The organism is Aeromonas sp. TS_SC_11, from assembly GCF_057318915.1.
This window is the reverse complement of sequence record NZ_CM170470.1, coordinates 4,305,207-4,325,559: the sequence shown is the minus strand read 5'-3', so window position 1 is coordinate 4,325,559 and position 20,353 is coordinate 4,305,207. Positions and strand designations below refer to the sequence as shown.

Here is a 20,353-nt window from a genome sequence, read left to right as displayed (position 1 = left end):
CGCTTCGGCGCCCCTTTTTATTGTTCCCTTTCCGTTATCCTTCCGTGGGCGTTTATTCAACAGACGTTGGCACTCAAATTGCATTTACCTGATCAGAGTCATCGGTTTGACGGAGGATCTCATGGATCACATGCTTTACATCGCCATGTCAGGGGCCAAGGAAAACATGAATAGCCTGGCTGTTCGTGGCAACAACCTGGCCAATGCCAATACAGTCGGTTTCAAGTCTGACTTCGAGCAGGCGCGCAGTATGCAGGCGTTCGGTGAAGGGCTGCCATCCCGGGTGTTTGCCATGACGGAGCGGCCCGGTCAGAACTTGCAGCACGGCATGTTGATGACGACAGGGCGAGATCTTGACGTGGCCGTTGACGGCCAGGGCTGGATTGCGGTGCAGGATCCCAAAGGCGGGGAAGCCTATACCCGCATGGGCAACCTGCAACTGAGTGCAACGGGCAACCTGCAAACCTCAACCGGTCTGAACGTGGTGGATGATGGGGGCCAACCCATAGTGCTGCCGTTGCCGATGGAAAAGATCGAGATCAACCGGGATGGCACCATCAGCGGTCGTCCTGAAGGGGCTGCCGCCAACCTGCCGGAAGACTTCCAGCGCATCAAGCTGGTAAAACCCGCGGCTGACGCCGTGGAGAAGGGCCAGGACGGACTGTTTCGTCGCAAGGATGGCCAGAATGAGGCGGCCTCGGCCACTGTGGGCCTGATTGCAGGCTCTCTGGAGGGCAGCAACGTCAACGTGGTCGACGAGATGACCAACCTAATCCGGTTGCAACGTCAGTTTGAAACTCAGGTCAAAATCATGAAGACCGCCGAGGAAAATGACGAAGCCCAAACCCAGTTGCTGCGCATCAGCTAATAAAGGAGTTTTACATGAACCCTGCACTTTGGATCAGCAAGACCGGCTTGGATGCACAGCAGACCAACATATCGGTCACCTCGAACAACCTGGCGAACGCCAGCACTGTGGGTTACAAGAAATCCCGTGCCATCTTCGAGGATCTGCTCTATCAGAACATCAATCAGCCCGGTGGTCGCTCCTCGGCGGATACCGAACTGCCGTCAGGCCTGATGTTGGGTGCCGGTGCCAAAGTAGTGGCCACCCAGAAGAACCATGGTCAGGGCAACGTGCAGACCACGGACAACTCGCTGGATCTGATGATCAGCGGCCGTGGCTACTTCGAAATTCAGTTGCCAGACGGCAGCGCGGCTTATACCCGTAACGGCCAGTTCACCCTCAATGATGAAGGGACCATAGTGACTCCGGGCAACGGTTATCCGCTGCAGCCGGAGATCCAGATCCCCGAAAATGCCCAGAGCGTGACTGTGAGCACGGATGGTCAGGTATCGATCCAGCTCAAAGGGGATGGTGCTTCCCAAGTCGTGGGACAGATCAACCTGTCCGACTTCGTCAATGCCTCCGGTCTGCAGCCCATGGGTGAAAACATGTTCCTCGAAACTCAGTCCAGCGGCGCGCCCATCGGAGGTGTAGCCGGTGCAGACGGGCTCGGAGTCATCAAGCAGGGCATGCTGGAGACCTCCAACGTCAACGTGACCGAGGAGCTGGTCAATCTTATTCAGGCACAACGAGTTTACGAGATGAACTCCAAGGTTCTCTCTGCGGTGGACGGCATGATGTCCTTCCTGATCCAGCGCACTTAAGTTGGCTGTGGACGACATGAACTCATTTTTGATCTCGCGCACATCAGTAGGAGGCGCATGATGAAAACCATATGGATGCTGGGACTGCTGGCGCTGGGAGGTTGCAGCAGCACTCTCAATACCGCCAAGCCGGATGATCCCGAGTTTGCCCCCGTTTACGGGGAGTCGGATCCCGTGTCGGTCAGACCTACAGGGGCTATTTTCCAGCCCGATCAGGTCAACGGCATCTACTCGGACATCAAGGCGCACAGAGTGGGTGACATCATCACCATAGAGTTGGCAGAGTCCACCTCTGCCTCCAAGAAAGCGAATACCCAGAGTGGCAAGGATAACAAGCTCAACATCACTCCAGGCCAGCTGGGCGGAGTGCCGATTGAACTGGGCAAGTACAACCTCTCTGCCTCCCTAGCGCAAGACAGTGCCTTCAAGGGGCAGGCCAAGGCGGATCAGAGCAACAGTCTGCAGGGTAATATTTCGGTGAGCGTGGCCAAGGTGCTGCCCAACGGTAATCTGGTGGTGCGCGGCGAGAAGTGGATCATGCTCAACAATGGCAATGAATACATCAGGATCACCGGCATGATCCGGCCCGAAGACGTGACGTCCGAAAACAGTGTGTCGTCACAGAAGGTCGCCAATGCCCGTATCCATTACGGTGGTACCGGTGATCTGGCCAACAGCCAGGAGCAAGGGTGGCTTACCAGCTTTTTCAATGGCCCCTGGTGGCCGCTTTAGGAGATGTTATGAAGTCACTCCGTCTTGTGACCCTGATCTGCTGTCTGATGCCTTTGGGAATGGCCCACGCCTCCCGTATCAAGGACATCAGCTCGGTGGAAGGGGTTCGTAACAACCAGTTGATTGGCTACGGTCTGGTCGTCGGTCTGCCTGGTACTGGCGAGAAGAACAACGCTTTCACCGAGCAGACGTTCCGTACCATGCTCAACAACTTCGGTATCAAGGTGCCGGATAACATCAAGCCCAAGATCAAGGATGTGGCCCCGGTCGCCATCCATGCAGACCTGCCTCCTTTCTCCAAGCCGGGTCAGACCATAGATGTGACCGTATCGGCCATCGGTGAGGCCAAGAGTCTGCGGGGCGGCACCCTGTTGCAAAGCTTCCTGAAGGGGCTGGACGGGCGTGTCTATGCTGTGGCGCAGGGCAGTCTGGTGGTGGGTGGTTTGGGAGCCGAAGGGGCCGACGGCTCCAAGGTGGTGATCAATACGCCGACTGTGGGCCGTATCGCCAACGGCGCGACCGTGGAGCGGGAGGTACCGAATTCCTTCGGCCAGGGGGATACCATCACCTTCAACCTGAATCGGCCGGACTTTACCACTGCTCGCCGCCTGGCGGATGTGGTCAATGATCTGGTGGGACCCAACACGGCGCAGGCACTCGATGCCACCTCGGTCAAGGTCTATGCACCGCGGGATCCGGGGCAGCGAGTCTCTTATCTGGCGACCATAGAGAACCTGGAGGTGGATCCCGCCAGTGAGTCGGCCAAGATCATCGTCAATTCCCGTACCGGCACCATTGTCATCGGCAGCAAGGTGCGGCTCAAGCCTGCGGCTATCAGCCATGGCGGCTTGACGGTCACCATCGCCGAGAACCAGCAGGTCGTTCAACCCAACCCGCTGGCGGGTGGTGAGACGGCCGTTGTCAACAACACCATCATCAATGTGCAGCAAGAGCCTGGGCGCATGTTCAAGCTCGATACTGGCGCGACGCTGGATGATCTGGTCCGGGCGGTGAATCAGGTCGGGGTGGCTCCCGGCGATCTGATGGCGATCCTGGAGGCGTTGCAACAGGCAGGCGCCATCGAAGGTCAGCTGGTCATACTGTAACAAGCGGCAAGGGGTTGCCACGGGCGGCAATGAGGTAAGCAAAATGGCAGAGTTTGACACCAACAGCGGCATGAACATGGGCCTGGTGCAGGATATCAAGAACCTGGATCGCCTGCGCCAGTTGAGCCAGAGCAAGGATGGGCAGGCTGCCGCACTGCAAAGCGCTGCCCGCCAGTTTGAATCCATTTTTACCCAGACCCTGTTCAAGGGGATGCGCCAGGCCAATCAGGTGCTGACCCAGGACAATCCCATGAGCAGCAGCTATACCCAGTTCTATGAAGGCATGCTGGATGAGCAGCGGGTGTCCGACATGGCCAGCAAAGGGGGCATGGGGCTGGCCGACATGGTGATCAAGCAGTTTTCCCCCGAGACCTTTACCCGCCACGATGGCCGGGTGCTCAAGATGCCGCAGCGTACCGAACGGGTCTATAAACCCTACCAGCCACCGACCTCGGCGGCCAACGATCTCATCTCGGCTTCAAAAGTTGGCAAAGATTTTGCTGATAAAGAGATGGGCGAGGCTGCCCAGCCGTTGGCCTCATCGCATCGCACCCATCGGATAGTTCCCCCCATGGGGCTGGCACAAGAGGGTCGTGCTGTACGGGGATCAAAGGCGCTGGACAAGACGGCGCAGGTGTTCGAGACCCCGGAAGAGTTCGTCAATCGGCTTATGCCCCTTGCCAAAAAGGCGGCGGACAAGTTGGGCCTGAGCCCGGCGGTACTGGTGGCACAGGCTGCACTGGAAAGCGGCTGGGGCAAGCGGGTGATCAAGAATGGAGAGGGAGAAATCACCCATAACCTGTTCGGCATCAAGGCGGATCCGCGTTGGCAAGGCCCCAAGGCGGTGGTCAGCACCCTGGAGTATGAACAAGGGGTGGCGTCACGCCAGAAGGCAGCATTTCGCTCTTATGAGTCGTTTGAAGAGAGCTTCAACGACTATGTAGATTTCCTGACCTCGGGTACCCGTTACAAAGGGGCCCTGGCCAAGGTGGACAGTCCGGACCGTTACTTTGAAGCCTTGCAACAGGCGGGCTATGCCACGGATCCCCAGTACGCCAGGAAACTGAAACAGGTGTTGCGCAGTGATGCCATTGCTGGCTACTCCGCTACCACCAACACAGAAATGGAGCTGTAAGTCATGGCAAGCGATCTGCTTGGAATTGGTACCTCGGGTGTGTTGGCACAGCAACGCTTGCTGCAGACCACCAGCAACAACATAGTCAACGTCAACAGCCAGGGCTATGTGCGTGAGCGTACGCTGATATATACCAATTCCGTCGGTATGGGCACGGGTGACATGCTGACCGATCGGGTCATCAATACCTACGCCCAGGGTGAGGTGCGCCGTGATACATCCGCCTATTACGCCTCGGCCAGTCGCTACGAGCAGCTCTCCAATACCGACATTTTGCTGGGGGATGCCAGCAACAGTGTCGGTGCAGCCGTTACCTCCTATTTCAAGGCGTTCCATACCGCCAACGAGGCTCCCGCCGACATCGCCGGTCGCAAGACCACCCTGAGCGAGCTCAGCGGCATGGTAAACCGCTTTCATACCCTGTCAGCCCAGCTGGACAAGCAGACCGACACCATCAACACCACCATAGGTGACGAGACCAAGAAGGTTAACAACCTCATCAACAGCATCAATGATCTGAATCAGGCCATCCTCCGCACCCAGGGAACGCCGGAAGAGAATCTGATGCTGTTCGATCAGCGGGATGAAGCCATTCGTCAGCTCTCCGAAAAAATGGAGATCAGCACAGTGCCTCAGGCCAATGGCAGCATGCTGGTCAACATGAGAACGGGCCACTCTTTGGTCCTCAATGGCGGGGTCGCCCAGTTCAGTGTTGTGTCGGGTAACCCGGATTCTCGGGAATCCGAGCTGCAGCTGACCATGGGGGCCAATAAAACCACTATCAGTGACAAAGACATAGGTGGCGGAGTGGGGGGCTTGTTTTCCGCTCGCAATGATCTGGAGCCGAGCAAGCGTGAGCTCGGTCAGTTGGCGGCGGCCATGGCCGATGCCATGAACCGGCAGAACCGGTTGGGGATGGATCTGGATAACGAGCTGGGAGGAGATCTCTTCTCCCTTGCCTCCAGCGATGGGCTGGCCTATGAGCAGAACACAGGCACTGGCGCCGCCAAAGTCAGCTTCGTGCCAGGGAAGGGCACCGAGGTCACCACCTTTGATTACGAGGTGCAGTTCAGCAGCGCCACCGGTTACGAGGTGTTCTCGCTGGACAAGGATGGCAACCGCACCTCGCTGGCGACTGGCAGCACACCACCAGCCACTTTCCAACTGGCAGGTCATGGCATCGAAATAGACTTATCCGGCACACCTGCGGCAGGGGACAGGATCTTGCTGCAACCCACCAAGCAGGCGGCAGCCGGATTGGGCCAAGCGGCCACCCGCCCGGAGGATCTGGCGCTGGCATCCCCCCTCAAGGTCGACAAGCACAAGGACAACTTCGGTTCTGCCGAGATCAAGCTTGGCGGTGTCTTCAATACAGGCACTGGTTCGGGTTTTGGCACCAATACGCTGGATCCGGCAGCGCCCCAGGTGGTGAAGATAGATGGCAGCGGCAACTACGAAGTCTATGCGGCAGATGGCACTACCCTCATCGGCGTGGCGCCGGCTTCCAGCAAGGGTCAGGATCTGATGGCCTCCATCGAGAGCCCGCTGGGGGGACCCAAGGTCTATGCCGACCCGACCCAGGCGCCTGGCTATGAGTTCAGCATCACAGGTACGGTAAGGGCCAGTGACAGTTTCACCCTGAGTTACAACCAGGATGGTTTTGCCGACAATGCCAACGGGTTGGCACTGGCGGAGCTGCAAAACAAGGACCTGGTGCGTAAGAGCACCAATGCCGGCACCAGCAATGACAAGATGACCTTCAACGAGGCTTACTCGGGCCTGGTGACAGGGATAGGCAACCAGACCAACCAGGCCAAGACCTTGCTCAAGGCCAACGAAACAAAATTGAACCAGAGCACCAGTATTTTCGAGAGCGTCTCTGGCGTGAGCCTGGAGGAGGAGGCGGCCAACCTTATCCGCTACCAGCAATCTTATGCGGCATCGGCCCAGGTGGTCAGCACCGCCAAAACCATCTTCGATACCCTGTTGTCTTCAGTGAGGTAAGTGCATGCGTATTACCACCAACATGGTCTATAGCCGGAATATCACCTCGCTGAACAATGCCAACGAAAGGTTGAGCACGGCTTATGAACAGCTGCAGAGCGGGGACAAGTTCAAGACCTCGGGGGAGGACCCCTCCGGCATGAGCCAGAAGATGGCGCTGACCAAGGAGATCGATCTATTCAAGCAGTATGGCGTCAATGGCAGCCTGCTTGAGAACAGCCTGGGTCATGAAGAGACGGTGTTGACCGCGCTCAACACCGCCATGACCAGTGCCCAGACCCTGATCCAGAAATCCAACGATTCCGCGGTGAGCGCAGATGACCGTCTGGCGATTGCCAGTGAGCTGGAAGGGTTGCAAAAACAGATGTTTGACCTGATGAACAGCAAGAACTCTCAGGGCGAGTTTATTTTTGGTGGCAACCAGAGCAAGACCCAGCCATTTATCAAAGACGCCAGCGGGAATTATCTCTTTCAGGGAGATACCGGCCAGCGCAATATTCAGGTGTCACCGACGGTGCAAATTGCAGCCAATGATTCAGGCTTCAATTTGTTTGAGGTAGTGCCTACGCGCAGAACCGGCAGTGCTGCCAGTGCCAATATTCAAGTCGGGGTGGCCGACCAAGGAAATTTCGACAGTTTTTATCGCAATAATTATGATCCAGCCCTAGCCAGCAACCAATATACGGTAACCACGGCCGCGGGTACGCCGGATACGTATGAAATACGGGATGGTGGCGGCACCCTGTTGCAAAGTGGTGATTATGTCGCGGGCAACAAGATCCCCTTCAATGGCCTGGAGCTGACCCTGGATCTGCCTGCAGGCGGTGCAGCGCAAGATTTTGTACTGGATCCCCCCCAGAACAACAATATTCTGGATGGCATGTCCGACTTTATTACCGCTCTGCGTGACCCCAATATTTCAGCGGACGATTTTCAGATAAAAGTCGCGGATGCGACTTCCCACATGAAGAATGCCCGCTTGAATGTCGACCAGGGATTGGGCGAGATCGGCGGCAGGATGAACAGTCTGGAGCAGGTACTTGGCTCGAACGACGGTTTGAGTACCCTCAATCAGCAAGCCAGGGCCAAGGTATCCGAGGCGGACTTGTATGAAGTGATCGCCACCCTGTCAAAAGAGGATGCGGCATTGAGTGCCTCCCAGCTCTCTTTCAGCAAAATAAGCAAACTGACGCTGTTTGATTATATTCGTTGATATTTTCACGGGCCCGGTCACCGCAATTTCATTGCCAGGTGACAGGGCCCATTTGCTGAATATCCACTGCCAACCCCCATATGAATCCACTCTCGCCCTAATTGTAACAAGATATTGCAGCAGGCCAATTACCTTGCCCTGGTGGCTTGACTCGTATTGAGCATTCGATAATTATGCAGCCCGCACAACAAAGGGTTGTGCGTACTTTTTGCAGCATCTCGTTAGGCGAGGCTCCTGTATAAACAAAGGCCACTGATCTCACGACGTCCAGAGACGCCCAAGATCAGGACAGTTTTCATCGGATTAAGGTGTAAACCCAAGTGGCTTCCGGCATGCCGGATACGTTATGCAGTGCTAAAGCTGGTACGTGGGGATGATGACACGCCGGACGGCGTCATTTCCTGCCTATTACTCGTCAATCAAATTGCTGTTTTCTTTCAGACGGCGACCGGATATCCGATCGCGCTCAGGCCCTGCCTGAAATCACATGAGGTCACTTGTGATGAAGAAAACACAGACTCTACTCAATCGTCATCAACTGCTCGATCTGGCCGCCCTGCAGGGCTGGCTGGAGAATAATCTGGATCCGGTTCAGCGCGCCGATCAACTGCTGACCCTGCGTCCGGAAGAGCTCAACTGTATCTTCGATACCCTGCCCACTGAACAAGGCGCGGCCCTGCTGAGCTCACTGTCGGCCGACGTTGCCGGCCGTCTGCTGCTGCGCTTGCATGCCAGCCTTATCGGTGTGTTGCAAGGGGCTATCCCTCGTCGTGATATGCTGGACATACTGCGCCGACTGGGCAGCAGCGAGCGCACCATGCTGCTTTCTCGCTTCCCGGAGCCGGCTCAGTCCACCTTCTACTCCCTGCTCGACTGGCCACCCGAATCGGTTGGCGCCAACATGCGCCATGAGTTTCTGGCCATCAGCGATCAGCAGACGGTGGGCAGTGCCAAGCAGTTGATCCACGATGCCTGGGACAATGCCCAGTTGTTCCAGAACCTGTATGTGGTCAACGCTGAGCATCGTCTGCTCGGTAGTATCGCGCTCAAATCCTTGCTGATTGCCGATCCCCAACTGCCCGTCAGCGACCTGATGGACAGGGATACGGTGCGCATCAATGCGCGTGCGGATCAGGAGATGGCTGCCCGTTTGCTGATTGACCGCGATATCTCGACACTACCGGTAGAGGAGAAGGGCAAGCTGGTGGGTATCTTCCACGTGGACGATGCTGCCGACATCCTGGAGCTCGAATCCACAGAGGATGCCGAGATGCAGGGTGGCTCCTCGCCGCTCGATACGCCCTATCTGCAGGCGACTCCCTGGCAACTGTGGCGCAAGCGGGTGGGCTGGCTGCTTATCCTGTTTGTGGCAGAAGCCTATACGGGCACAGTACTGCGGGCATTCGAAGAGCAGCTTGAAGCCGCCATTGCGCTGGCCTTCTTCATACCGCTGCTGATCGGTACCGGTGGTAACAGTGGTACCCAGATCACCACTACCATAGTGCGGGCCATGGCGGTGGGGGAGGTGAGCATGCGAAACCTGGGGACCGTCTTGAAAAAGGAGCTCTCCACCGGTTTGCTTATCTCGGCAGCGATTGCGGTTGCGGCATGGATCCGGGCCTGGAGCCTGGGTGTCGGCCCCGAGATCGGTATGGTTGTGACCTTGACCATCATCGCCATCGTGCTCTGGAGCGCCACCGTTGCTTCCATCATTCCCATGGTGCTGCGTCGCTTCCGGATTGACCCGGCTGTTGTTTCTGCTCCTTTCATCGCCACCCTGGTGGACGGTACCGGCCTCATCATCTATTTCGAGATGGCCAAGTGGTTGCTGCCCGAGCTGCAGTAAGCCGCCGTTAAAACGAGTGGATAACAGCAAAAAGGCAGCCTAGGCTGCCTTTTTGCTTGTCTGTTTACGGGGTGGAGAAAGGGGATCAGCTCAGCTGGAACAGCAGCGGCCAGCCCTGCTCCTGACAATAACGGTGCTCTTTCTCCAGGTTCTGCATCAGCAGGCGGTTCTCGTCGCACCAATCGATCGGCAGGGTGACCACCAGCTGATCTTCGGCTGCCTGCACCTTCCATTCCGGCAACAGGTTGTCTTGGCGCCTGTGGTGCGCCGCCACGGCGAGGCGAAGGATGCGAATGCAACGCAGCACGGTCTGCTCGTCGTGGTTGGGCAGGGGAGGGAGCTCGGAGAGCTTGAGCCCCTTGCGCTGAAACCGCACCAGCGCCGCCAGCAGTGCCTGATCGTCCTGGTTGAAGCCGGGCAGATCCGTGTGCTGCAAGATATAGGCGGAGTGGCGATGGATGCCGCTGTAGTTGATGGCCAGACCAATCTCGTGCAGTCGCGCCGCCCAGCCGAGGATGGCGCGATAGGGCTCCTCCGGCATCTCCCAGGGACCGCTCAGCGCATCGAACAGGGTCAGTACGCTCTGCTCGACCCGATTGGCCTGGCGCTTGTCGATGCGATAGTGGGTGGAGAGGGCCAGCGCGGTACGCTCGCGAATGTCGTGGTGCTGCAAGCGCTCCTCGAATTCATACAGCAACCCTTCGCGCAGGGCACCGTCCGAATACTCCATTCTCTCTATGGGCAGAGAGGTAAAGAGTCCAAGCAGTATGGCCACGGCGGCGGCAAACACCTCCTGGCGCTCCTCGGTCAGGCCGGCGAGTTTCAACTGATCGACCCGCTTGTGGTCGAGCATCTCCCGCTTGAGACGCTCCAGTCCCGCCAGTGTGATGCTGCCATCAGTCCAGCCTTCGCCCTGCAGCACGTCACGCACGGTGCGAATGGAGCCGGAGCTACCGAGGCAACTCTGCCAGCCCAGCTTGCGATACTGGTTGATGATGGGGGCGAGCTGATGTTGGGTCTCCAGCACGGCGGCGTTGAAGGCCTTCTCGCTCAGCTTGCCGTTGGCAAAGAAATGCTGGGTGAAGCTGACACAGCCCATCTTGCGGCTGGTGAGTGCCTTGTGATCGAAGCCTTCCCCTATGATGAGCTCGGTGCTGCCACCGCCGATGTCCACCACCAGTACCTGTCCTTCAATGTGCTGGGTGTGGGCGACGCCCTGATAGATGAGACGCGCCTCCTCCTGGCCACTGATGATCTCGATGGGATGGTTGAGCACAGTGGCCGCCTCGCGCACGAACTCGCGGGCATTGCTGGCGCGGCGCAAGGTATAGGTGCCAGCGATACGGATGTGATCCGGCTTGATGTTGGTCAGTCGTTCGGCAAACAGGGCGAGACAGTCGAGGCCACGTCCCATGGCCTCTGCCGACATGCGACGTTGCTCATCCATCCCCTCCGCCAGCCGAACCCGCTCCTTGATGCGATCAACTATCTGCATACGCCCCTCGTTGAGGCGGGCGATCACCATGTGAAAACTGTTCGAGCCAAGATCCACGGCGGCGTACAGGCTATTGTCCATTGTTTGACTCTATGCGTTTGAGGTAGTCGTAAATCGCGACCTGGGAACGGATCTTGCGGCGGTTACCCCGCTTCACATATTCGTTCTTCTGATCCGCATCGATGACGCGAGCCTTGCAGGTGTCGCTCAGTTGCAGCTCGAGAATGTCCATGATGCGCTGTTTGAGGCGCTCGTCATAGATGGGCGTGGCCACCTCAATTCGTCCGTCGATGTTGCGGCTCATCCAGTCGGCACTGGAGATATAGAGCTGGGGGTTGCCCTTGTTGTGAAACACCATGACCCTGGGATGTTCGAGGAAGCGGTCTATGATGCTGATCACCTTGATGTTTTCGCTCAAGCCCGGCACGCCGGGACGCAGGGCGCACATGCCGCGGATGATCATCTGGATGGGTACCCCGGCTTGACCGGCGGCATAGAGGCGGTTGATGAGGTCTTTGTCCACCAGGTTGTTGATCTTGAGAATAATGCCGCTGGGCTGTCCCGCCTTGGCGTTGGTGAGCTCGTTGTCGATCAGCCGATAGAGCTGACGGCGGCTGTTGATGGGGGAGACCAGCAGGTGGTTGAACTTGTAACGCTTATAGGGGTACTCGATGTATTCGAACACCCCTTCCACTTCGGCTGTGATATCCGGGTGGCGGGTCAACAGGGAGAAGTCGGTGTAAATCTTGGCCGTCTTCTCGTTGAAGTTGCCGGTGCCGATATGGGCGTAGCGCACCGCCTCGCCATTTTCGTGGCGGGTAATGAGACAGAGTTTGGAGTGGATCTTGAGGCTGGGGACTCCGAACACCACCTTGACCCCGGCGTCAGTGAGAATGTTGGCCCAGTCGATGTTGGCCGCTTCGTCAAAACGGGCCCGCAGCTCCACCACCACTGTCACCTTCTTGCCGTTGTTGGCGGCATCGATGAGGGAGTGAATGATCCGCGACTTCTTGGCGACCCGGTAGATATTGATGCGAATGGCACTGACCGCAGGGTCGAACGCCGCCTGACGCACCAGCTCGGTAAAGTGGTGGAACTTGTGGTACGGGTAGTAGAGCAGTATGTCCTGCTTGGCGATGGCATCGAAGGCATTGACGAAGCCGTCAAAGTCGCGGCATTCAAGGGCCGGCAGCTTGGGGTTTTCCAGATAGTCCCGGCCTACGTTGGGGAAGCCGATGAAATCCTTGAAGTTGTGATAACGCCCGCCCGGCATGATGGCGTCGTAGGAGCTGATCTGCAGCTTGAGCTTGAGGAAGCTTATCATGGCTGCGGGCATCTCCCGCTCGTAGACGAAGCGCACCGGCATGGCAGTGAGACGCTGCTTCAAGCCGTCACTCATCTTGTCCACCAGACTGAGATCCAGCTGATCGGAGAGGTCATACTCGGCATCCCGAGTCAGCTTCACCGCGTAGGCAGCAATCTCGTCATAGTCGAAGAAGCCCTTGAAGATCTCGTCGAGACAAAAGCGGATGACGTTATCCAGAATGATGATCTGCTTCTTGCGGCGGGTGCCTTCCGGCGGCAGCTGGAAGAAGCGGGGCAGATCATCGGTCGGTACCTCCACCAGGGCGTACTGGATCACCTGGCCATTTTTCTTCATCTCGATGGCCAGATAGGTGTACTCATCCTTGAGGAACTTGACCGGGTTGATCTCTTTGTTGAGCAGGATAGGAATGATGTGGCGCAGTACCTTCTCTCTGAAAAAGACCCGCAGCCACTGATGGATTGACTCGGAAATCTGGGTCTCGTTGACCAGGAAGATGTTGTGGCGGGCTAGCGCGATCAACAACTCCTTGTAGGTGTTGTCGAACGCTTCGCCGAGCGCCATCACCTTCTGCTGGATGGCGCGCAGCAGCACCTTGGCTTCGTCGCCGCCGCCGTGTACTTCATTGATGAGAATACGGCGCTTGACGTCCGACACCCGTACCTTGAAGAACTCGTCCTGGTTGGAGGAGAAGATCCCAAGAAAACGGACCCGCTCTATGAGGGGCACCGTCTTGTCCATCGCCTCTTGCAACACCCGTTCATTGAATGAGAGCCAGCTCAGCTCTTTTTCTTCATACTGCTTGTCGGTGCTCATCTAATGCCTCTGTATCAGGTCGCGTCTGCGCGGCAGTTATGGCGTGTGAATATGACAGATTGATGACAATCCGCTCAGTCGGTGAAAGCCTGGTCGATATCGACGACAAGATCGTCAGATAGAGATTCAAGTGCCGCCACAAGATCGTCCAGCTCCAGCTGGGGTGGCAGGGCCACCAAGGCGTGAGCATAGAAGAGCGGGGCGCCCGAGTGGGGCGCAGGTTCGCAACCCGTGGTGAGATCGGCCACGTTGATGTTGAGCTGGCGCAGTATGCTGGCCACTTCGTGCACTATCCCTGCTCTGTCGTTGCCGGTGACGCTGAGCATGACCTGGCGTTCCGGTTCCTGGCCGAGCTGGCCTTCGGCAAAGCTGACGGTGAGGCCGGGCAACATTACCAAGGACTCACACAGGCTGCGGTAGTGCTCATCGGGCACAGTGACGTGCAGGATGCCGGCAAATTGCCCGGCCAGCTCGCTCATGGAACTGCCCAGCCAGTTGCCCTGTTGCTGTGTGATGACATCCGCCAGACTCTCGACTATGCCGGGTTTGTCTTTACCGATCACGGTCACGACCAATTGCTTCTGCATCCTGCTCTCCTTGGAATTGGGTTTCTGTAGCATTGTGCCTGCTGTGGCAGGCCATATGAAGCCCCGTTCGGCCTAAATAGGCTGAAAAAAACCATAGGGGAGGTTTGTGCCACGTTTCAGCGCTGCCGGGTATCTGACCCCTGTGGTAGAGTGATGCCCTCTTTCGTTTTGTGAACTGGATAGTGCATTCATGAATACCCTTGTCGTATCGGGATTGGTGTTGTTGGTGCTGCTCCTGCTGGTGGTCTTCTGGACCAGAAGCAAGAGAGGCAAGGCGTTACCCTATGATCTGCAGGAGGCCCTGTTCAGCCCGGCCGAGCGCTCCTTCCTCGGTGTGCTGGATTTGGCTGTCGGTGATAAGGCCCGAGTCTTTGCCAAGGTGAGGGTGGCCGATGTGCTGACGCCACAGGCGGGGCTTGGCAAAAGCAAATGGCAGCAACACTTCAACAAGATCAGCGCCAAGCACCTGGATTATCTGCTCTGCCACCCGGCCGATCTCTCCTTTATCTGCGCCATCGAGCTCGATGACAGTTCTCATCGACATCAGAAACGCAAGGCCCGCGACCTTTTCCTGAAAACCGCCTGCGACAGTGCCGGTTTGCCGTTGTTGCAGATCCCGGCGAGTGCCCATTATCAGGTGGAAGAGCTGCGCGAGCAGATCCTGCCGCTGCTGGTCAAGACAACTGCACCGCTGGTCGACAATGTGATGCCGGGTGAGCGCCGCGAGCCAACCTTCAGCCCCTTGCTGCTGGACGGTGTCGACATGGACGAGACCCGCCATGGGGGACGCTCGCCTTCAAGCTCGTCCCCTGTGATCACCACGCCGGTCAGGAATGCACTGGTCTCGACCGCCGACAGCGAGCTGGTGGATAACTTGTTTGCCGAGGTAGAGGACGAAGAGGACTTGCATTCGCACCAGGCACCCCATTGTCCCCGCTGCGATGCGCCGCTGGTGGAACGGGAGGCCAAAAAAGGTCCCCATGCCGGTCGCCTGTTCATGGCGTGCAGCCGCTTCCCCGAGTGTCGCTACGCCGCCCCCCACACCAACGCCCGTCACTGATCCCTTGTTGCATGTTCCCGGCCTGTCAGTGGGCCGGAAACATGCAGTCAATATCCCTGCCTCGCGGTAGCGCCCCATGCCTCATCAAAAAAGAGGCGACAAAATTTATCTTATTACGCAGTTGCGTCGATAAACTTAAGTCAAATGCGACAAATTTTGACAATGCGTCGGAATTTTGGCACTTTGTGCGACCTGCATAAGGTGCGTGGCTTGACCACAGAAGCACATTAAAACAATAAGTTACGTCTATTATAAGAGGGATGGATATGATGGCGATGGGAGTATTGATTGTTGATGCCGATGCGCAGCGGCGCCAACAGTTGGGCACTGTGCTCTCGTTTATGGGGATCCCCTGGCAGGAGATTGCCGAGAGCGAGCTGGATGTGGCTATCGAAACGTCCGGCCCGCTGCAAGGGGTGCTGGCCGGTGCCTTGACCGGTCGTCCGTTGGACGAATTGCTGACCCTCTTTCCCCGCATTCCGTTTTTGTCGCTGGTTCCGGCTGATTTCCCCAACAGCAACTTCATCGGTGTCGCCGAAGCTCCCTTCACCTACGAATCCCTCACTCGGTATCTGCATTTCTGTCAGGCATTTGTCTCCTTGCATCCTCGCCAGCAGACCCATGACAAGGGCCAGGCCCTGCTGCGTCTGCTGGTGGGCAAGGGGCGTGGCATCCAGGAGGTGCGCCGCCTCATCAGTCAGGTGGCCGAAACCGACGCCAACGTGCTGATCCTGGGGGAGTCCGGGACGGGTAAAGAGGTGGTCGCCCGCGCCATTCACGAACTCTCTTCACGCTGCGCCGGTCCCTTCGTGCCCATCAACTGCGGCGCAATCCCGGCCGAATTGCTGGAAAGCGAACTGTTCGGTCATGAGAAAGGGGCCTTCACCGGCGCCATCGCTTCCCGTCGCGGCCGCTTCGAGCTGGCACAGGGTGGCACCCTGTTCCTCGACGAGATCGGTGACATGCCGTTGCCGATGCAGGTCAAGTTGCTGCGGGTGTTGCAGGAGCGGCTGTTTGATCGGGTCGGCGGTGGCAAGCCGATCCAGGCGGACGTGCGCATCATAGCGGCGACCCACAGGGATCTGGAGGTGATGATCCGCACCCAGGGCTTTCGCGAGGATCTCTACTATCGCCTCAATGTCTTTCCCATCGAGACGCCGCCGCTGCGGGAGCGGGTCGACGACATTCCGCTGTTGCTGCAGGAGCTGCTCAACCGTCATGCCGAGCAGCATCATGGCATCATTCGCCTGACCCAGCGCGCCATGGAGTCCCTGATGCAATACCCCTGGCCCGGCAATGTGCGCGAGCTTTCCAACCTGCTGGAGCGGCTGCTTATTCTCTACCCGCAACAGATCGTCGATGTGGCCGACCTGCCGAGCCGCTATCGTCTGCTGCCGTGCGAACCGAGGGATGAGCGGTTGACCGAAATGGACGAGCGCGATGCGCTGGCCGCCGTGTTCCAGGATCCGCCCGAGCTGGAGATGCACAACAGTCACGCCCGCGCCATGCAGCTGCCGGAGGAGGGGGTCAATCTCAAGGAGATGCTGGCCGACTTGGAGGTGGAGTTGATCCGCCAGGCGCTGGAGTCCCAGGATGGTGTCGTGGCCCGCGCCGCCGACTTGCTCGGCATGCGTCGCACCACGCTGGTGGAGAAGATGAAAAAGTACGGCATGAGCAAGGAAGTATAAAGGTCAAAGCCTTGACGCTTATATTCAAAACTTTGATTTATAGTGATATTTTTAGTGGCATGGAAATTGAATAACCTGACCTAATCGCCAGTTTGAGGTCAGGTTTATGACAGCCCAGCAGCAGGACAACCCACTCCAGTCTCACGAGGTGAGCCAGCTTTATGCCATCTTCACGGCGCTGCCGACCGGTGTATTGCTGCTCGATGGCGAGGGTCGCATCACCCGTGCCAACCCGGCAGCCCTGGCACTGTTGGGGGAGCCGCTGGAAGGTCAGGCCTGGCGCCAGATCATCGACCGCTGCTTCCAGCCCCGTGAGGATGACGGTCACGAGATCTCCCTGCGTGACGGACGGCGGGTGCAGCTCTCGACCCAGCCGCTGCCGGATCAACCTGGCCAGTTGGTATTCATCACTGATCTGACCGAAACCCGCAAATTGCAGGACAGAGTCAACCACATGAAGCGGTTGTCTGCCCTTGGCAACATGGCGGCCTCGCTGGCCCACCAGATCCGCACACCACTCTCTGCCGCCATGCTCTATGCGGCCAATCTTGCCAACCGCACCTTGAAACCCGAGTCCCGCAGCCAGTTCCAGCAAAAACTGATGGCCAGGTTGCAAGATCTCGAGAAACAGATCAACGACATATTGCTGTTCGCTCGCAACGGTGACAACCAGGTGGTGACTCCCATCTCGGTACAGGGGTTGCTGGCCGAGGTACAGGCCGGAGCCGAGGCATTCTGCAACCAGCAGGGCTGCGAGTTGCACATGGAGGCGCCGGAGCCGGATCTCTGCCTGCTCGCCAACAGCAGTGCACTGGCGGGGGCTATCAACAACCTGATCGCCAACGCCCAGCAGGCGGGGGCCACCTCCTTGCTGGTGAGTGCGGTGCGCAGCGGCGCCCGGGTGGAGATGCGCATCCTCGATAATGGCAAGGGGATGCCCGCCCACCTGCTCAACCAGATTTTCGAACCCTTCTTCACCACCCGCTCCCAAGGCACTGGCCTGGGCCTGGCGGTGGTGCAATCTGTGGTGCGTGCCCATCAGGGGGAGGTCAGCGTGGCCTCAGTGCCCACTGAAGGCACCTGCTTTACTCTGTCGTTCCCTCTGCATCAGCAACCGATGCAGCTTGGAGGTGTCGCATGACTCAGGCCCGTATTCTGGTCGTAGAAGATGACAATGGCCTGCGCGAAGCGCTGGTGGATACACTCTTGCTCGGCGGCTACGAGTGTCGTGAAGCGGACAGCGGCGAACGCGCCCTGCTGGCGCTGTCGCGCCAAAGCTTTGATATGGTGATCTCCGATATCCAGATGGGGGGCATGGATGGCCTGACCCTGCTGGCCGCTATCCGCCAGCAATATCCGCAGATCCCCGTGCTGCTGATGACGGCCTACGCCAACATCGACGGTGCCGTGCGCGCCATGCGGGAAGGTGCCATCGACTATCTCGCCAAGCCGTTTTCCCCCGAAGTGCTGCTCAATCAGGTCAGCCGCTATGTGCCAGCCCAGAAAGTAGAAAAGCGCGCTGTGGTATACGGGGATCCCAAGACCGCCGAACTGTTCCAGCTGGCGACCCGGGTGGCCAGAAGCGAAGCCACTGTCATGGTGACTGGCCCGAGCGGTACCGGTAAAGAGGTGCTGGCTCGCTACATTCACGACAACTCCAGCCGCGCCGAACAAACCTTCGTCGCCATCAACTGCGCCGCCATCCCGGAAAACATGCTGGAGGCGACCCTGTTCGGCTACGAGAAGGGTGCCTTTACCGGTGCCGTGCAGGGTTGCCCCGGCAAGTTCGAGCAGGCCCAGGGCGGCACCTTGCTGCTCGACGAGATCACCGAGATGGATCTGGGGTTGCAAGCCAAGCTGCTGCGGGTATTGCAGGAAAAAGAAGTAGAGCGGCTCGGCAGTCGCAAGATGATCCCCCTCGATGTGCGGGTCATCGCCACCAGTAACCGGGATCTCAAAAAGGCGGTGCAGGACGGTCTGTTCCGCGAGGACCTCTACTACCGTCTCAACGTCTTCCCCCTGCGCTGGACCGCGCTCTGGGAGCGGCCCGGCGACATACTGCCGCTGGCGGAACACCTGCTGGCACTGCATGCCAGCCAGCAGGGCCTGCCGACGCCGCAGTTGGCAGAGAGGGCTCGCGAACGTCTGTTGGCCCACGCCTGGCCCGGCAACGTGCGCGAGCTGGACAACGTGGTACAACGTGCCCTGATCCTGAGTCCGGATGGCCTCATTGGCTGCGAGCACCTGATCCTGGAAGAGGTGGACGAGGAGGAGATCCGTTTCACCAGCAGCGAGCGTCTCAGCGGTGGCGAGCATCTGGGCAGCGAGCTCAAGCAGCAGGAGCATCAGATCATCCTCGACACTCTGCAAGACTGCAACGGCAGTCGCAAGGCGGTGGCCGACAGGCTCGGCATCAGCCCGCGCACCCTGCGCTACAAGCTGGCCCAGATGCGGGAGGCGGGGATAGATCTTCCCGCCTGAGTATGGGGTCGACCCCGTCGTGGCCCTGGTTGCTTGGCCTGGTTATCAGGTGGCCGGGAGCCCCTCTGGGTTGCAAGGTGGTGTGGAAACTGTCGTGACCCTCATGGTCTGACTCTGTTGTCCAAAAGGAAGGGCTCGCCTGTTTGCGGGAAGGTGGGGGTGAGCAATACCCTTGTCCCTGGCTGCCCGGCTTGGTTATCAGTGCAGTCAGGGTGGCGTTGCGTTCGAGTGCCCAGGGTGGGAACTGTCATGGTCTTGGCGGCCTTGCTCGATTATCATGGGGTCCTTGGCGTTTGAGCCTGGCCCCTGCTGTATCGTTGATGCAGGGGACCGAGCCTTTATAAGGGACCCCTATGATCTCTCATCGAAAACTCGAAACCGTACTCAACCATCTACTTGAACCCCACGCCATCAAGGATTACTGCCCCAATGGGTTGCAGGTGGAAGGGCGCGCGCGCATTCGCAAGGTCGTGACCGGCGTCACCGCCAGTCAGGCTCTGATCGATGCGGCCGTGGCCCTCGACGCCGATGCCATTCTGGTCCATCACGGTTACTTCTGGAGCGGCGAGCCGGCCCAGATCACCGGCATGAAGCAGCGTCGCCTCAAGACCCTGCTCACTCACGACATCAACCTGTTTGCCTACCATCTACCGCTGGATGTGCATCCCGAGGTGGGTAACAACGCCCAGCTTGCCAAGCTGCTGGACATCAAGGTGCGCCGTGGCCTGGAGCCCTGGAACAGCAAGAGCGTCGCCATGGTGGGCAAGCTGGAAGAGCCGATGAGCGGTCGCGATTTTGCAACGCTCATCGCCGAACGGCTCGGTCGTGAACCCCTTTATTGTGGTGACACAGGCCCCGAGCTTATCCGCTCCGTGGCCTGGTGCACTGGCGGTGGCCAGAGCTATATCAATCTGGCGGCGGAGCAGGGGATCGATGCTTTCATCTCCGGCGAAGCCTCCGAGCAGACCATCCACACCGCCCGCGAGATGGGGATGCATTTCTATGCGGCCGGGCACCATGCTACCGAGCGATACGGTATCAAGGCGCTGGGAGAGTGGCTGGCGACCGTGCAGGGGCTGGATGTGACCTTTATCGATATCGACAATCCGGTGTAAGTTCGATTAGCCGCGTAGCGGCGTAATCGGACATGACTGCAGTCATAGAGTGGATATGTAGAAATGACAAGGGAGGCTGA

The 20,353-nt window shown here is 58.4% G+C and carries 16 protein-coding genes and 1 riboswitch; of the genes, 13 read left to right on the top strand and 3 right to left on the bottom strand.

Features of this window, described 5'->3' with window-relative positions:
* Window positions 1-121: 121 nt before the first annotated feature.
* The 8 genes from flgF to mgtE all read left to right on the top strand — a co-directional run bounded on the left by flgF (window position 122) and on the right by mgtE (window position 9,707).
* Window positions 122-868, top strand: a complete 747-nt coding sequence (flgF, locus tag AC1P02_RS19950; RefSeq protein WP_005320205.1) for a flagellar basal-body rod protein FlgF — start codon at window positions 122-124, stop codon at window positions 866-868.
* Window positions 869-882: 14 nt separating this feature from the next.
* Window positions 883-1,671 (top strand): flagellar basal-body rod protein FlgG, encoded by a 789-nt coding sequence (gene flgG / locus AC1P02_RS19945; RefSeq protein ID WP_005320202.1) that lies wholly within the window; start codon window positions 883-885, stop codon window positions 1,669-1,671.
* A gap of 60 nt (window positions 1,672-1,731) precedes the next feature.
* Window positions 1,732-2,403 carry a flagellar basal body L-ring protein FlgH gene (flgH, locus tag AC1P02_RS19940; RefSeq protein ID WP_485185496.1) on the top strand — a complete coding sequence of 224 codons (672 nt, stop codon included), beginning with the start codon at window positions 1,732-1,734 and terminating at the stop codon, window positions 2,401-2,403.
* An 8-nt stretch (window positions 2,404-2,411) separates the two neighbouring features.
* Window positions 2,412-3,509, top strand: coding sequence for a flagellar basal body P-ring protein FlgI (locus tag AC1P02_RS19935; RefSeq protein ID WP_485183058.1), 1,098 nt, complete (start codon window positions 2,412-2,414; stop codon window positions 3,507-3,509).
* A 43-nt stretch (window positions 3,510-3,552) separates the two neighbouring features.
* Window positions 3,553-4,644, top strand: a complete 1,092-nt coding sequence (gene flgJ / locus AC1P02_RS19930; RefSeq protein WP_485183056.1) for a flagellar assembly peptidoglycan hydrolase FlgJ — start codon at window positions 3,553-3,555, stop codon at window positions 4,642-4,644.
* A gap of 3 nt (window positions 4,645-4,647) precedes the next feature.
* On the top strand, window positions 4,648-6,648 hold the full coding sequence (locus tag AC1P02_RS19925; RefSeq protein WP_059168696.1) for a FlgK family flagellar hook-associated protein: 2,001 nt from the start codon (window positions 4,648-4,650) through the stop codon (window positions 6,646-6,648).
* A gap of 4 nt (window positions 6,649-6,652) precedes the next feature.
* Window positions 6,653-7,861, top strand: coding sequence for a flagellar hook-associated protein FlgL (gene flgL / locus AC1P02_RS19920; RefSeq protein WP_087755349.1), 1,209 nt, complete (start codon window positions 6,653-6,655; stop codon window positions 7,859-7,861).
* A 210-nt stretch (window positions 7,862-8,071) separates the two neighbouring features.
* A riboswitch (M-box (ykoK) riboswitch) is annotated at window positions 8,072-8,241 on the top strand.
* 122 nt (window positions 8,242-8,363) lie between these two features.
* The gene (mgtE, locus tag AC1P02_RS19915) at window positions 8,364-9,707 is read left to right on the top strand and encodes a magnesium transporter (RefSeq protein WP_005320192.1); all 1,344 of its coding nucleotides are present in this window, start codon (window positions 8,364-8,366) and stop codon (window positions 9,705-9,707) included.
* A gap of 85 nt (window positions 9,708-9,792) precedes the next feature.
* On the opposite strand, the gene ppx is transcribed toward mgtE, so the two are convergent.
* The 3 genes from ppx to AC1P02_RS19900 form a co-directional block, all read right to left on the bottom strand.
* Window positions 9,793-11,283 (bottom strand): exopolyphosphatase, encoded by a 1,491-nt coding sequence (gene ppx / locus AC1P02_RS19910; protein WP_058394200.1) that lies wholly within the window; start codon window positions 11,281-11,283, stop codon window positions 9,793-9,795.
* Window positions 11,273-13,342, bottom strand: a complete 2,070-nt coding sequence (gene ppk1 / locus AC1P02_RS19905; RefSeq protein ID WP_485183053.1) for a polyphosphate kinase 1 — start codon at window positions 13,340-13,342, stop codon at window positions 11,273-11,275. Before ppk1 ends, ppx begins: the two co-directional genes overlap by 11 nt.
* Window positions 13,343-13,416: 74 nt before the next feature.
* Window positions 13,417-13,929, bottom strand: coding sequence for a glycine cleavage system transcriptional repressor (locus tag AC1P02_RS19900; RefSeq protein ID WP_219597487.1), 513 nt, complete (start codon window positions 13,927-13,929; stop codon window positions 13,417-13,419).
* Window positions 13,930-14,119: 190 nt separating this feature from the next.
* Here AC1P02_RS19900 and AC1P02_RS19895 point away from each other — a divergent pair, with 190 nt between their 5' ends.
* From AC1P02_RS19895 to AC1P02_RS19875, 5 genes are all read left to right on the top strand, one after another.
* A complete protein-coding gene (locus AC1P02_RS19895) occupies window positions 14,120-14,989 on the top strand; it encodes a DUF2726 domain-containing protein (RefSeq protein ID WP_448763984.1) in 870 nt (289 codons plus the stop codon).
* 266 nt (window positions 14,990-15,255) lie between these two features.
* Window positions 15,256-16,677 carry a sigma-54 dependent transcriptional regulator gene (locus AC1P02_RS19890; RefSeq protein ID WP_485183051.1) on the top strand — a complete coding sequence of 474 codons (1,422 nt, stop codon included), beginning with the start codon at window positions 15,256-15,258 and terminating at the stop codon, window positions 16,675-16,677.
* A 106-nt stretch (window positions 16,678-16,783) separates the two neighbouring features.
* A complete protein-coding gene (locus tag AC1P02_RS19885) occupies window positions 16,784-17,818 on the top strand; it encodes a sensor histidine kinase (protein ID WP_059168693.1) in 1,035 nt (344 codons plus the stop codon).
* A complete protein-coding gene (locus AC1P02_RS19880; protein WP_265457067.1) occupies window positions 17,815-19,158 on the top strand; it encodes a sigma-54-dependent transcriptional regulator in 1,344 nt (447 codons plus the stop codon). The genes AC1P02_RS19885 and AC1P02_RS19880 overlap by 4 nt, the downstream gene beginning before the upstream one ends.
* A 353-nt stretch (window positions 19,159-19,511) precedes the next feature.
* Window positions 19,512-20,273 carry a Nif3-like dinuclear metal center hexameric protein gene (locus AC1P02_RS19875; RefSeq protein ID WP_005320178.1) on the top strand — a complete coding sequence of 254 codons (762 nt, stop codon included), beginning with the start codon at window positions 19,512-19,514 and terminating at the stop codon, window positions 20,271-20,273.
* Window positions 20,274-20,353: the final 80 nt, after the last annotated feature.

Excerpts from the sequence above, each read along its gene's own strand:
- flgF (WP_005320205.1), top strand. The coding sequence starts at position 122 with ATGGATCACATGCTTTACATCGCCATGTCAGGGGCCAAGGAAAACATG.
- flgG (WP_005320202.1), top strand. The coding sequence starts at position 883 with ATGAACCCTGCACTTTGGATCAGCAAGACCGGCTTGGATGCACAGCAG.
- flgH (WP_485185496.1), top strand. The coding sequence starts at position 1,732 with ATGAAAACCATATGGATGCTGGGACTGCTGGCGCTGGGAGGTTGCAGC.
- AC1P02_RS19935 (WP_485183058.1), top strand. The coding sequence starts at position 2,412 with ATGAAGTCACTCCGTCTTGTGACCCTGATCTGCTGTCTGATGCCTTTG.
- flgJ (WP_485183056.1), top strand. The coding sequence starts at position 3,553 with ATGGCAGAGTTTGACACCAACAGCGGCATGAACATGGGCCTGGTGCAG.
- AC1P02_RS19925 (WP_059168696.1), top strand. The coding sequence starts at position 4,648 with ATGGCAAGCGATCTGCTTGGAATTGGTACCTCGGGTGTGTTGGCACAG.
- flgL (WP_087755349.1), top strand. The coding sequence starts at position 6,653 with ATGCGTATTACCACCAACATGGTCTATAGCCGGAATATCACCTCGCTG.
- mgtE (WP_005320192.1), top strand. The coding sequence starts at position 8,364 with ATGAAGAAAACACAGACTCTACTCAATCGTCATCAACTGCTCGATCTG.
- ppx (WP_058394200.1), bottom strand. The coding sequence starts at position 11,283 with ATGGACAATAGCCTGTACGCCGCCGTGGATCTTGGCTCGAACAGTTTT.
- ppk1 (WP_485183053.1), bottom strand. The coding sequence starts at position 13,342 with ATGAGCACCGACAAGCAGTATGAAGAAAAAGAGCTGAGCTGGCTCTCA.
- AC1P02_RS19900 (WP_219597487.1), bottom strand. The coding sequence starts at position 13,929 with ATGCAGAAGCAATTGGTCGTGACCGTGATCGGTAAAGACAAACCCGGC.
- AC1P02_RS19895 (WP_448763984.1), top strand. The coding sequence starts at position 14,120 with ATGAATACCCTTGTCGTATCGGGATTGGTGTTGTTGGTGCTGCTCCTG.
- AC1P02_RS19890 (WP_485183051.1), top strand. The coding sequence starts at position 15,256 with ATGATGGCGATGGGAGTATTGATTGTTGATGCCGATGCGCAGCGGCGC.
- AC1P02_RS19885 (WP_059168693.1), top strand. The coding sequence starts at position 16,784 with ATGACAGCCCAGCAGCAGGACAACCCACTCCAGTCTCACGAGGTGAGC.
- AC1P02_RS19880 (WP_265457067.1), top strand. The coding sequence starts at position 17,815 with ATGACTCAGGCCCGTATTCTGGTCGTAGAAGATGACAATGGCCTGCGC.
- AC1P02_RS19875 (WP_005320178.1), top strand. The coding sequence starts at position 19,512 with ATGATCTCTCATCGAAAACTCGAAACCGTACTCAACCATCTACTTGAA.